Source organism: Pseudofrankia coriaricola, assembly GCF_032027725.1.
GTDB lineage: Bacteria > Actinomycetota > Actinomycetes > Frankiales > Frankiaceae > Pseudofrankia.
The window spans coordinates 1-12,328 of sequence record NZ_JASNFO010000003.1 but is presented as its reverse complement, the minus strand read 5'-3'; the positions used below and the strand labels follow the sequence as shown (position 1 = coordinate 12,328).

14 protein-coding genes are annotated in these 12,328 nt (G+C 70.4%); 8 read left to right on the top strand and 6 right to left on the bottom strand.

The genetic code is table 11. The features are described from left to right. The first annotated feature begins 14 nt into the window (after positions 1-14). Positions 15-707: a flavodoxin family protein gene (locus QOZ89_RS03930; RefSeq protein WP_083418092.1), complete on the top strand. Its 693-nt coding sequence runs from the start codon at positions 15-17 to the stop codon at positions 705-707. A 122-nt stretch (positions 708-829) separates the two neighbouring features. Here the strand turns inward: QOZ89_RS03930 and QOZ89_RS03925 are convergent, their stop codons facing one another. The 3 genes from QOZ89_RS03925 to QOZ89_RS03915 form a co-directional block, all read right to left on the bottom strand. Continuing rightward, positions 830-1,162 (bottom strand): hypothetical protein, encoded by a 333-nt coding sequence (locus tag QOZ89_RS03925; RefSeq protein WP_071046683.1) that lies wholly within the window; start codon positions 1,160-1,162, stop codon positions 830-832. A 476-nt stretch (positions 1,163-1,638) separates the two neighbouring features. Next, positions 1,639-2,469 carry a nucleotidyltransferase domain-containing protein gene (locus QOZ89_RS03920; protein WP_071046682.1) on the bottom strand — a complete coding sequence of 277 codons (831 nt, stop codon included), beginning with the start codon at positions 2,467-2,469 and terminating at the stop codon, positions 1,639-1,641. A 131-nt stretch (positions 2,470-2,600) separates the two neighbouring features. Continuing rightward, positions 2,601-3,377: an SDR family oxidoreductase gene (locus QOZ89_RS03915; protein WP_312622985.1), complete on the bottom strand. Its 777-nt coding sequence runs from the start codon at positions 3,375-3,377 to the stop codon at positions 2,601-2,603. A 182-nt stretch (positions 3,378-3,559) separates the two neighbouring features. On the opposite strand from QOZ89_RS03915, the gene QOZ89_RS03910 reads away from it, so the two are divergent. Continuing rightward, the gene (locus QOZ89_RS03910; protein ID WP_312622984.1) at positions 3,560-3,814 is read left to right on the top strand and encodes a helix-turn-helix domain-containing protein; all 255 of its coding nucleotides are present in this window, start codon (positions 3,560-3,562) and stop codon (positions 3,812-3,814) included. 263 nt (positions 3,815-4,077) lie between these two features. Here QOZ89_RS03910 and QOZ89_RS03905 read toward each other — a convergent pair whose 3' ends face one another. Both QOZ89_RS03905 and QOZ89_RS03900 read right to left on the bottom strand, forming a co-directional pair. After that, positions 4,078-4,974: a hypothetical protein gene (locus tag QOZ89_RS03905; RefSeq protein WP_312622983.1), complete on the bottom strand. Its 897-nt coding sequence runs from the start codon at positions 4,972-4,974 to the stop codon at positions 4,078-4,080. A gap of 733 nt (positions 4,975-5,707) precedes the next feature. Further along, a complete protein-coding gene (locus QOZ89_RS03900) occupies positions 5,708-6,031 on the bottom strand; it encodes an Imm51 family immunity protein (protein ID WP_312622982.1) in 324 nt (107 codons plus the stop codon). A 515-nt stretch (positions 6,032-6,546) separates the two neighbouring features. On the opposite strand from QOZ89_RS03900, the gene QOZ89_RS03895 reads away from it, so the two are divergent. The 4 genes from QOZ89_RS03895 to QOZ89_RS03880 all read left to right on the top strand — a co-directional run bounded on the left by QOZ89_RS03895 (position 6,547) and on the right by QOZ89_RS03880 (position 9,138). Further along, the gene (locus QOZ89_RS03895; protein WP_312622981.1) at positions 6,547-7,293 is read left to right on the top strand and encodes a hypothetical protein; all 747 of its coding nucleotides are present in this window, start codon (positions 6,547-6,549) and stop codon (positions 7,291-7,293) included. A 124-nt stretch (positions 7,294-7,417) separates the two neighbouring features. Further along, the gene (locus QOZ89_RS03890; RefSeq protein ID WP_312622980.1) at positions 7,418-8,020 is read left to right on the top strand and encodes a P-loop nucleotide/nucleoside kinase family protein; all 603 of its coding nucleotides are present in this window, start codon (positions 7,418-7,420) and stop codon (positions 8,018-8,020) included. A gap of 47 nt (positions 8,021-8,067) precedes the next feature. Continuing rightward, entirely contained in the window at positions 8,068-8,496 is a 429-nt protein-coding gene (locus tag QOZ89_RS03885) for a hypothetical protein (RefSeq protein ID WP_312622979.1), read from the top strand. 165 nt (positions 8,497-8,661) lie between these two features. After that, on the top strand, positions 8,662-9,138 hold the full coding sequence (locus tag QOZ89_RS03880) for a hypothetical protein (protein ID WP_312622978.1): 477 nt from the start codon (positions 8,662-8,664) through the stop codon (positions 9,136-9,138). A gap of 118 nt (positions 9,139-9,256) precedes the next feature. On the opposite strand, the gene QOZ89_RS03875 is transcribed toward QOZ89_RS03880, so the two are convergent. Continuing rightward, positions 9,257-10,774: a carboxylesterase/lipase family protein gene (locus QOZ89_RS03875; RefSeq protein ID WP_312622977.1), complete on the bottom strand. Its 1,518-nt coding sequence runs from the start codon at positions 10,772-10,774 to the stop codon at positions 9,257-9,259. 548 nt (positions 10,775-11,322) lie between these two features. Here QOZ89_RS03875 and QOZ89_RS03870 point away from each other — a divergent pair. Further along, a complete protein-coding gene (locus QOZ89_RS03870; RefSeq protein WP_071046674.1) occupies positions 11,323-11,553 on the top strand; it encodes an SDR family oxidoreductase in 231 nt (76 codons plus the stop codon). A 177-nt stretch (positions 11,554-11,730) separates the two neighbouring features. Continuing rightward, positions 11,731-12,297, top strand: coding sequence for a DUF421 domain-containing protein (locus tag QOZ89_RS03865; RefSeq protein ID WP_241841472.1), 567 nt, complete (start codon positions 11,731-11,733; stop codon positions 12,295-12,297). The last annotated feature ends 31 nt before the right edge of the window (positions 12,298-12,328 follow it).

Below are 12,328 nucleotides of genomic sequence, written 5' to 3'. Positions count from 1 at the left end.
ACGAGGGAGAAACCATGGTGGAAGCAACTCTGGCCGACACGGCGACGCGGCCGGCTCGGCCGGAGGGCGCGGTGGCGAGCTCCACGCCGCTCGCCCGGGCCGCCGTCGTCTACCACAGCGGCCATGGTCACACGGGCCGACTGGCCGAGGCGGTGCACAGGGGTGTGACCGCCGTGGACGGCGTCGCGGCAGTCCTGATCCCGGTCGAGGAGGCCCAGGAACGCTGGAGCGACCTCGCCGAGGCCGACGCGATCATTTTCGGCTCCCCGACGTACGTCGCCGGCGTCTCCGCGGCCTTCAAGGCGTTCGAGGAAGCCAGTTCGCGGGCCGTCATGACCGACGGAATGGGCTGGAAGGACAAGATCGCGGCGGGCTTCACCAACTCGGGTTCCCGATCCGGGGACAAGCTGTCGACCCTGATCCAGATCGCGCTGTTCGCCGCTCAGCACGGCATGCACTGGGTCAGCCTCGCCCTGCCACCGGCGAACAATTCCACGACCGGGTCGGAGGACGAGCTGAATCGTCTTGGCTTCTGGCTCGGCGCCGCTTCCCAGTCCAATGTCGATCAAGGACCCGACCTGGCACCCCCAGACGCGGACCTGCGGACGGGTGAACACCTCGGCCGGCGCGTCGCCGAAACGACGCTCCAGTTCGTCAGCGGACGCCGCGTCGCGCCCGCGCGAACCGGCACCCTCCTGACCAGCTGACCTCCCGCCCGCCACCGTCGCCGGTGGCGCGGCGGCGGACCCGGGCGCGGAAGGAGCACGCACCGCACCGGGCTCACGCGCGAGCCTTGGCTGCTGTGTTGGCCGCGGAAGCGCGGCGGGGATCAGGGCAGGAACATCGGCCAGTCGAGGCTGGGGAAGCCATAGCCGTACCACAGCTGGTGGTCGGCGAGCTTCAGGAACGTCGCGACGATTCCCCAGAAGGCGATGAGGAGGACGGAGGCGGTCAGGGCCAGGTCCCAGGCGAGGTAGGCCGGTCGGGACCTGTCGCGCGCCATCAGCGCGGCTACCTTCCCGCATATAAAAACGAGCGCCACCATGACGAGCAGAATGGCCGCACCATAGCCAATGCGTCGGTAGTGCGACCGGGTCGCGTCCACTTGCGGCGCGTTGGCGCGGTAATAGATCTCGAGGGCCAGGTAGAAGGGAACGAACATTCCGTACAGCTCAGCCGCGACGCTGGGGCACGTACTGGCGACGCTGTCAATAACTTTTTCGCCTCCCGCGTGTGATCGTAGCGGCAATAATTGCCCACTGGACTGGGCGTTGGCTATCCCATCGTCGCCAGCAGTACCGGTGGCAAGCGCGCCATCGACGACGTTTCTGCGTCCTTCGAGCCGAAGCAGCCGACTTCCCGCGAGAGCCGTCCGCATGGGGGCGCGGCCCGGCGTGAGGTCGACCAAGAGCCTGGGGTGGGGGTTGGTGCCCTGGCCGATATCTAGCCGGGGCACCAACGGGCCTTCCACCTGCGGGTTCTCGGTGAATGCGTGCTTCAGAGATGGCGCGGGCGATCACCAGGTGCTGGATCTCCGGCGTGCCCTTGAAGACGGTGTATCGCTTGAGGGGCGGTGGTGGGACTCGGCTTCTGGTGATCTTCGGGTGTCGCTGTCGGGCCTGGCTGCCAGCTGCATTCTCAGGCGGAGATCCAGCCCCAGTGGCGGCGGTGGGCCTCGGTGGACCATTCGCTGATCGCGGTCAGGTCGGGGGATGGGGCGAGCGGGGTGCGGCCGGTCTCGAGCAGGGTGGTGATCTCGGCTTCGACGGCGGCGATCTCGTCGAGGACCCTGGTGACATCGCGGACGTCGCCACGCTTGACCCGCAGGACGCGTTCGCGTTCATCGTCGGGCATGGGAAGGGTGAGGCGGCCGTGGGTGGCGACCTCGCGGCCCTGGAACGCGAGCCGTAGCGCGTGCGAGGCAAACTTGACGTCGTAGCCGTACCTGGCGACCAGTTCCGGGCGTGCCCACCCACCGTGTCGCGCCGCCAGGCGCTTGCCCGCGGGCGTGGCCTGGCCGCCGATGCGGGCTCGTTGGCCGGCGAGGTAGCCGAGGAAACGGCGCACCGCCCGCTGGGAGAGGACGGCTGGCGCGAGCGCGCGCAACTCCTCGCCCAGCGGTGTCAGGACCAGGACCGCGTCCATTGGCGCATAGAGCGGCAGGAGGGCGGTCGGGTTGCCCTGGGTCGCCAGGCGCAGGTACTTGCGGAGGGAGTAGATCACCAGGTCGGTGTCGCCGGGGCCGGAACGCGCGCCTTCCGGTTGGGTTCGGTACACGTAGTGCTCGAACCGGCCGGCCATGCCCAGGACGTGGCTGGCCGGCTCGACGAAGATGCCCATCTCGTCGTGGTCATCGGTTCCCGCGATCGCGATCCCGTGCAGCCCTGAGCCCACGACGGTCCGCAGGATCTCCCCGGTCAACGCCAGATCCCGATTTCCGTACTCCGTGTGCGCCGCGGTCGCCGACATGCCCCGACCATCCCACACATTTCGACCAATACCGAACGATTTGCGCCGACCGCGGACGTCGGTCATGTGCGCCCGCACGCCCGTGCCCGCGCCCGCGGTGGGCGTGAGCGGCTGGATCGAATCCGTGCGGTTCAGCTGGTCTGGGCGGTGGGCATGATGGTGACCTGCTGGAGGTTGACACGGGGCGGGAGCGTCGCGATGAAGCCGATGGTCTGGGCGATGTCCTCGGGGGTGAGCCACTCCATGGTCTCCTTGGAACCTGCCAGCCAGTCCAGGGCGCCGTTATCCGTCACGTGGCGCTGCAGCTCGGTGCCGACGATGCCGGGCTCGATCGCGGCGACCCGGACGTTCTTCGGGCCGAGTTCGACCCGCAGGTGCCGGGACAGGTGGGTGACGTAGGCCTTGGTGGCGGAGTAGACGGCGAAGTTGGGGAAGATGTTCTGCGCCGCGATGGAGGAGGTGTTGATCAGGTCCGCCACATCGCGTTCGCCGGCGGCCTTCACCAGCTGGGGGACGAACGCGCCGATGACGTTCATCAGACCGGTGATGTTGAGGTCGATCTGGTGCTGCCACTGATCGGTGCGCACTTCCTCGATCGGGGCCGGGAGCATGACACCGGCGTTGTTGAGCAGCAGGTCCGCGCCACCGAGCTCGGCGTCGACCCGGGCGGCGGCCGTGTGGACCGCGGCGGTGTCGGTCACGTCGGCGGCGATCGCGACGGCCGTGCCGCCGTTCTTGCTGATCCGGGCGACCAGGTCGTCCAGGCGCTCGGCGCGGCGGGCCAGGACCGCGACGGTGGCGCCCAGGGAGGCCAGGTGCTCGGCGGAGGCTTCGCCGATGCCGCTGGAGGCGCCGGTGATGACGGCGGTACGGCCGTTCAGAGGCCTGGCTGAGCTTTCGGTGGACATGCGGCGCACCTTTCAGGAGCGAACGAAACCGGGAGACTCGGGACGGCGGCCAGGAGCTGCCCTCTCCCTTCCAGCGCACCACCGCACCGGCCTTCCCGCAGCCCGACAGCAGGCCCTGCGAAGGCAGGTACCGCCGGGACCACCTACAGGGACCTGCCTCACTCAACGACCGGTCACACTGGGTGTGTGGACCGAAGCCGCGAGATCGCCGACTTCTTGCGCAGTCGGCGCGCCCGGATCACCCTCGGCCAGGCCGGGCTACCCGGCGACCTCGTGGGCGGCGCGTGCCGGGCCTGCGCCGTGAGGAAGCCGCACGCCTGGCCGGGGTGAGCACCGAGCACTACACCCGCCTCGAGCAGGGCCGCGCCACCAACCCCTCCTCCGAGGTCATCCAGGCGCCCATGCGTGGTCGCGGCGGCTCGCCGCCGAATCCGTAACCGTCGCCGCGAGCGACCCCGCGCTCGCCCGCCGCCTCGCCATCGCCGCTGTCACAGGAACACGATTGAAAACGATCAGTTGACCTGCGCGGACACGCGATCCACGGTGAGGGCCTTTCAGCCCTCGCCCCACAGACCCACGACGGCGTCGATGCCAGGACCTCTGGAGCAGGTCGCCCTCCAGGCGCGGGCCGTGGCCACAGAAAGCGGCCAGAGCCCGTCGGGCGGTGGTCTGAATCGGAGCCCGACTGGCGCCGGTTTGATCAGCCGGCGATGACGTAGCCCTGTACGCCCTCGACCACCAAGCCCTCGCAGGCCCGGTCCAGGGACACGAAGTGGTCGCCATGGCCCGTGTTGCACCGAATGATCGCCCTCGTGGCCGGTGTCGACGGCGCCGAGCCGTAGATCCAGCCGAGGACCCCCGCCACCTGTTGTCCCTCACAGTTCGAGGCCGTCGAGGTGAACGAGTCGCTCCCGGCCCAGCAGGCGTAGAGCGGGCGTGTGCCCGGGACGCCACTGGACTGGTAGATCGATCCGAGTACGCCTTCGCTCTGGTAGCCGGCCGGCGCGGAGCCGGTCAGGGCCGCGTGGTCGGGGCCGTTGTTGTACCGGACGAGGGTCACGGTGGCGGGCGGCGGCGGTGCGGCGGACGCGGTCTGGTTCGGTACCGCGTTCGGCGGAGGCGCCGGCGTCGCGGCCGGTGCGCCGCCGAGCTGGCCGGCTTGTCCCGCGGCCGCACCGGCAGTCACCGACCCCCGGGCCGGCGGCGCCTGCGTCGGCGCTGCCGCCAGCGCCCCACCACCGCCGGCGGCCCCGGGAGACGGGGGCGGGCTGGCTGGCCCGTCGGACTGGCCGCTGCCCTTCGCGGCGGCGGTCGGGAGTGGCACCGGACCGAGAGCGCTCTGATCCTCGCCGCCGTCGCTCGGGCCGGGCCTCAGCAGGACGGGCGGTGTGCGGTGTGCGGCGGAAGCGGGCGTGTCCGCCGCCGACGTCATGCCGCCCGGCTCGTTCCTGCTCACCGCGAGGCCGGTGATGGAGCCACCGACGAGCAGGGCGGACACGCCGATGACGACAAGCGCGCGGCGGGACGGCCCAAGCCTGGGGCGTGGGCGCATCGGGGTTGCCAGCCAGTGGTGCAGGAAGAGGGTCTCCGCTGCCACGGGCGGTGGCCCGGGCGCGGGTGTCGCGCCTCTACCGCCGCCTGCGGGAGTCATCGCGCCGTCGCCCACCTGGCAACTCCGTTTCGCCGTCCGCCGTGCGCCCGTCCAACCGCGGCGCCCGCCCAGCGAGCACGCTGGCGGAGCGAGTATCTGGAGCTGCCGGTCTGGATGGTGGGCGCGACTGCCCGGCGGGTCGGCTGGCAACCGACGCCGTGACCCCTGGGGGACGCCGGGCTGTCACACCGCACGCCCGTAGGGTGCCGGCAGCGGTTCGTCCGTGTCGGTGCGAAAGGCCGATTCGCCGCCATGGTCCCGTCTACGCCAGGAATATGTCAATGGTCCTGAAATTTGGATCTGGCACTGATCCAGTGATCGAACTGGCTCCGTGTACCTGCCGAAGAGTGCATCCGGGCAGGTCAGGATAGGGCTCCGCAGCATCGCGAGGACCGTCGGGTCCCGACCTCCCGATTACAAGATCGGCCCGCGTCGTCCACTGACGTCCGCGGTCGTCCGTCGTGCCTGCTCACAGCCCTGCCCGCGTCCACCGCCGTCCACTCCGGTCGGCCGGAGTCCGCGGGCTTGGCTGTACGGATGGCTGTACGCCGAGACGCTCGTAGCGCGGGACACGCTTCAGCTGACCTTCAAGTCCGTAGTCTCAGCCAAACCGTTCGAGTGGAGCGCGAGACCGGCGGACTCCAGCTCTCTATCCAGGAAGAAGCATCGCATCGGCGCATCAGTCGTCGAATATGAAGTCCGTCGCTTGCGCCGAGGAAATAAGTTGCCGCAGGTGGACTTCGCTCGTCACCACCGGGGCCATCAGCTTTTCAAGTTCTTCCAGCGCTGTGCGATCGTGGCTGTAGGCGACGAACATGCCCCCCTCGGGATCATAAGTGAGGCGGTCTGCGAGGGCAGGGGCCTGAGCGCCGACCAAGAGCTGAGCTGCGCCCTCCCAGAAGTAGCCGTTGGGTTCATGGCCGAGCTGTTCGATGAGATCATCGACGCCGGTGGTTCCCGCCTGCAGCACCAGCTCGAACTGCCCGGCGGTGTTCTCGTACAAGCGCATAGGCCCCATGCGCGCGAGTCTTCCATGTCGTTCGGGCCGGCGTCGCACCCATCGGTACCGCGCCGACGAGCACGCGCGGGGGGCCGCGGCAGCCGTCGCGTGGTGCGGCAGAGCCGCTTGGAGGCTCAACCCCTGACTTGCAAAGTCGGCCCGGACGAGGGTTTCCGTCGTCGTCCGGTGTGATCCGTCCGGATCGGCCGACTGGGCTACACGTTTGGCTACACGGCTCGGCCTCCGCGATGCGGGAGACGGCTAGGCAGCCGGCAGGCCCACCCGGTCGCGTCGTCACCTCGACCTGGACGGCACGGCGCCCGACGGCCGGCTCTTCCCGAGCACAGGCGGCCTGGCCATCGCGAACGACGCCTACCGCAAAGTCTGGGCGAAGGCTCGCGCGCAGGCGCTCACCGAAGCCGAGGCGGCGTCCCGGCTGGCCGCGCGACGTACGACCTGCGGCACGCGGCTGTGTCCAGGTGGCTGAACGCCGGGGTGTCCCCGCAGAAGGTTGCCGAGTGGTGCGAAGCCGCGCCGCTGCCGGGGTACACGCCCTCCTCGACACCGGACAGGAACCGGAACAACTGACCGCGACCCTCGCCCACGACACCCGCGACGGCATCCGCGCTGGAGCCGCCGTACTCGTGCAACGCGTCGCCGACCTCTGCGAACGCGGCGACGTCGACCTGACTCTCTACGAGCTACCAGACCCGACGACCGCCCAGCAGGAATGGAACAACCTCATCCAGCTCCTGGACCAAGCCGAGATCACCCACCTGACCACCCAACCGACAGCCACCCTCGCCGCCGAACGACGCGCCCCTGCAGACCCCTCAACACGACCGACAAGCGACGCGCGAACGCCAGCTCCTATGCCCGCGCCGGTATCGGACGCAGCCGACAGACCGCCGTCCACGGAAGCGGCCCGGACAGCGCGGCTGGCCCGCATCGAGGCCGCACTTGACCGACAGACAGCCGATGCCGTCCACCGCGCCATGGGCGAGCCCGCCGACTACCTGACCGCACTACTCGGCCCCCGCCCCACCGCAGGCCCGCAAGCCGCGATTTGGGAATCGGCCGTCAGCCAGGTCGAGCACTACCGGCACCACCACCTCGGCCTGCCATTCGGCACGCCAGCCACGCCCGGCGCCACAGACCCGGTCAGGCTGGCCATTGGAGATCGCCCCACCGAGCCACAGACCGCCGACGCCTACGACCAAGCCTGCGCCCTCCACACGACGCCCGACGCCCAGCTCCCGCTGTAATCGACAACGCGATGGGACCCGCGTCAGCACAGGTCTAGAAGCCCGGCAGTCGACGGGCGAGGCTACCGTCCGCTTCTGCCCGCCAGACGAAGCCGCGCGACGCCCACCTTGCGATCATGGTCTTATGTCAGCGGGAGTGATCCTTGTCAACGGCCTTCCCGGGTCCGGGAAGAGCACGCTTGCCGCCGGCTTGGCGGCTGAGCTGTCGATCCCTGCGCTCGGCAAGGACGTCGTCAAGGAGGCGTTGAGCGGACTCGTGAACGATGCCGTGCCGGCGGCCAGGCTCGGAGCGATCGCGATGGACGTGCTGTGGTCCGTCGCCGCGGCGATGGACGGTCACGCGCTGCTGGATTCGTGGTGGTTCCGTCCCCGCGACCTGGAGTTCGCAGTCGAAGGGCTGGCCCGCTGCGGGCACCCTCCGGTGGTCGAGGTCTGGTGCGACGTCCCGGCCGCGGTGGCACGGCAGCGCTACGCGGAACGACATCGACATCCGGTATACGACGATGCCCGTCACCTGACCGACTCCTGGGCTGCGTGGGCCGCCGATCCTCAGCCGCTGGGAATCGGCCCGGTGATCCGCGTTGACACCATGTCCCGGGTCGACGTCGGCCAGCTCGCCGCGGCCGTGACGAAGCAGCTGACTGCCGAGCGACTCGGATCCGTGTCATCAGTCATCCCAGCTGGCACCGACCGGACTGGCAGAGTCGTGTATTCGACCGACATGTAATCCAGTGGTCAGACCGGCGGTCGTCACTGACGGTGAGGTGTGGCGCGGTGATCTGGGTACCGCTGGTTGTGTTCGGCGCGATTGTCCTCGCCTTTGGCCTTCTTGGCGCCGTGGACGTGGGCTCCTACGGGCATTTCCTACGCCACGGCGTTCGGACGGTCGCCGTCGCGCGGAGTCGCCGGGAGGTGCGCGTCCGGCGCAGCGGCGTACGCGCGCTCGACCTCTGGCGGACCGAGACCGTCTGCGTCTACGCCGACGCCGGCGGCGGGACACACGAGATCATCGTCCGGCGGGCGCTGCCGATCGGCTACCAGCTCATGGTCCTCTACCTGCCTCGCAGACCTGGTTACTCGGTGGAACTGCGCGGCGAACGCCCGCCATCCTGGCTACGCAGCTACCTGCTGGTCGGGGTCGGCGCCGGAGCGGCGGTCGCGCTGCTGGCCGCGCTCATGCAGGGCCTTGGGATCCAGTGGTGAGGCGGACGCCCCCGACGGTGTCGCACCCTTGACTGGCAGAGTCGCGTGTTCCTGAATTCCCTAGATCACGGCCGTTGATCGTTACCGGCTGTGGGGATGGTGCCGCCTCGCTCTCGCCGACTCGCCGGCCTTGAACCGTCGAGGAAGACTGGCGACGATCGCTGCATGGCGAAGTCCTCGGTGGCTGCATGGCTGCCCGTGATCCTGGCCGACTTCGCCGGCACGCCCGTGGCGGACTTCGATGTGCGACTGATCGACTTCGACCCGGCTCAACTCGGCGACCTCGCGGGGCTCGTTCCGACCGTCGAGGACCAAATCCGCGCCACCGGGGTCGCCCCCGCCGATCCCTACGCCCACCAGCTGCCGCTGAAGGTCGGGATGCCGGTCGAGCAGGGCGTTGAGCCCATGAACCTGAAGGGCCTCGACTGGCTCGCAGGCGACCCGCGGGGTCTAGCAGTCGAGATCGCCTCGACTCTCCAGGACCACGTCATGGACAACCTCAACACCACCTGGCCCGAGGTGGCCGTCGACGGGCGGCCGGTCGTTCTCGAACCGCGGCTCGGCCCCGACGGGATGCCGCGATGGGAGGGCCGCGGTGTCGAGCCCTGCCCGTTCGGCCAGCTCGCCGACCGTCTCGCGTAGGGCCTGTCGGCGGCGCCGCGCGGCATCGCCGCCGACGCGTCGTTCGCCGTCTGCCTGCCAGCCGTGCCAGCTCTGGCGGTCCGGCGCCGCCGGCACCCGGGGTCAGCGGGTTCGGAGGTCATTCGCCGAGAAGCGGCAGAACCGGAAAAGAGTAGTCCTGCCAGATGAGCCGACTCTTCTCCTCCGGATAGGCGGCCACCGTTGACGGAGTGTCGAAGATCTGGCTAAGGCGGCGGTCGGGCTCGTACGCGGGCCAGCCTGGGTCGCCGTCCGCGGCGAAGGCAGTCCACGCGGCGCGCATCTGCGCCGAGAGCGCGATCGCCTCGGCCGTGGGGTTCTCGCCGATCAGCATGGCGGGCCGTCCGCTGGTGAGGTTCCCGAACACGAGCGGCACGTCGAGGCCGTGGCAGGCGCCGAGCGCGCCGCCCAGGCCGGGAGCGGACCAGGTCAGCTCGTAGACGTGCGCCGTGCCGCCAGCGGCGATCCGCGCCTCGGCGAGCTGCAGGCTGGGCATGCGGAACAGCCAGTCCGAGATGACCCGTTCGTACAGCTCGTCGGGGCTCGCCGCCGGAAAGGCGTCGCGGTAACGACGGGCGCCGTCCGGCCCCGGGGCGAAGGCCGCCAGGGCCGTGGCGGCGTCCGCCGACGTCACCTGGCCGAGTTGGCCCTCGATGAGGCTGAACAGCCGCTGCTCGTCGCGGGTGTGACCGACGAGCAGGTCGACGGCGAGGCCGGCGTCGTCGGCCACCGCCTGCCACGGCGTGATCGGCAGCACGTCGCCGTCGACGACTGGCGCGAAGAGGATCGACCGGCGCGCGGGCAGGCCCCAGCGCCCCGCTCGCTCGGTGATCATGGCGGCGACGGTGTCGGCGGCGACGGCGAGCAGCGCCGGATCCGTGGTGGCCAGGTCCTCGATGCGGGGACGCAGGCCGAGCTCGGCGGCGCAGGCGGCGGCGACGTCGGAGGCGAGCTCGGTCGAGAAGAACGCTCCCGGCATGCTCTGCACGACGGCGCGGCGAAACAGGCCGCGCGACCGGGGCATGGCGAGGAGAGCGCCGACCAGGCCGCCGCCGGCCGACTCGCCGAAGACCGTGACCCTGTCCGGGTCACCGCCGAACGCGGCGATGTTGTCACGTACCCATTCCAGGGCGGCGACCTGGTCGAGCAGGCCCCGGTTGGCAGGTGCCCCCTCGATGTGGGCGAAGCCTTCGGCCCCGAGGCGATAGTTCAACGTCACGAGGACGACGCCGTCGCGGGCCAGGTGGCCGCCGTCGTACTCGGGCCCGCTGGACGCGCCGATCACGTAGCCGCCGCCGTAGATCCACACCATCACCGGCAGCTTCGCCGCCGGGTCGAGCGCGGGCGACCAGACGTTGACCGTCAACCAGCCGTCGCCCGCGTCGGCCGGCGACCACGCGTCCCCGCCGAGCGCGTTGGACTGTGGCGGCGGCGGACCGAACTCGACGGCCGGCCGCACGCCGTCCCACCTGCGAGCCGGCCGGGGCGCGACGAGGCGAAGCTCGCCGATCGGCGGCTCGGCGTACGGGATGCCGCGGAAGACCGCCACACCCGACTCCATCGTGCCGTGGAGCGCGCCACCCGCCACGCGGACCTGGGGTGCGGCGATGGCGGTCATGGATCTCCCTGAGCCGATAGTGGGCGCGCCTCATCGCGTGGCCACGGACGGCGGCATCATCGTGCAGCATCGGGACCGCCCGCCAACGATTTTCGGGCGATCGCGGATCTTGGTGACGCCGTCCGCGCCCCGGGCCCACGTGCCGCGGGAGAGGCCGAGATGGCGCTCGCGCGGGCGCGCCGTGCGCCCGGCCGTCCGGCAGGTGCTCGCCGGACTCCGACGCGCCGGTGCCGACCTCGCGCTGGCACGACGCCGGCCGCCAGCGCCTCGGGCTGACCAGAGACGAGCGTCAGGGCACCACGCCCGCGGAGTCAGGAGCTACCGCAGCGGCCGGAAGAATGCCCGCACGTCGTCCACGAAGATGTCCGGCACCTCCATCGCGGTCAGTGGCGTTAGCGGGCCTATTCCAACTGCCGGCCTCAGGTAGCCGCCGGGCCGAACACCGAGGGGCCGCGCTTGACGCTGGATTTCGCTCGTGCCCTCGAAGATTGTGTAGATCTCCTGAAGGTTCCCGCCGGTTATCTTCCGTGTTGATCTTGTAGGCCCCCTTGAGGCTGCCCGATCAGGTATTTCTCCTGGCGGGCGGCCGAAATCGCTCATGCGCCGCGGCCGCGGCGGCGAACAACCCGCTTGGCCGGGTCGGCGACCCGGAGGAGGACATCGCGCCGGTCGCGGTCTTCCTGGCCAGCGACGACGCTCGGTACGTCACCGGCGAGGCCATCCACGTCGACGGCGGCCAGCACCTCCCGTGCGACCAGAGCCGCCCGCCCGGCCTGTAGCGGCGTTCCGGGGCCGTCACCGAGTTCATCGAGCGCCCTTGGCCTGCACGATGTCGACCTCCTCGGCAACGACACCGGCGGAGCGGCGATATGTCCCCTGGGGCCACAGCCCCTGGGACGCACCAGACTGGGGGACTGGTCGGCCGCGCCGACCTTGTCCCGCCAGCGGAGGTGAACGTGATCGTGTCGGACCTGTTCACGATGGGTGTGCCCGTCGCCGAGAAGGTGATCAGGACCGTTGCCGTCTATGCGGCGTTGAGCCTGCTGATCCGGGTGTTCGGTAAGCGGGATCTCGCCCAGCTCAACAGTCACGACCTCGTGGTGATGATGCTCGTCTCCAACGTCGTCCAGAACGCGATCATCGGGGCCGACAACAGCCTCTGGGGCGGGGTGCTGGGAGCGGTCACGCTGTTCGCCGTGAACGCGGTCGTCGTCCGCTGGCTGCGCCGCAACGCCACGGTCGAGCGGCTGTTCGAGGGCACGCCGACAGTGCTGGCGCACGACGGCCATTTCGACGAGGCGACGCTGCGCCACGAGGGTATCCGTCGCGGCGACCTGGAACGGGCGATCCGCAACCAGGGTGCCGACGACATCACCGAGGTCGCCACAGCGACGCTGTCTCCCGGTGGCGCGATCGTCGTCGAGCTGAAGGCCGGCGACCAGAACGCCTCCCGCGCGGACCTGGACGCCGTGCGCCGCCACCTGGACGCCCGCCTGGACGCGATCGAGTCGGCCCTGCGGTGACCGACGCCGTCGCGACACCGCGGCGCAGCGG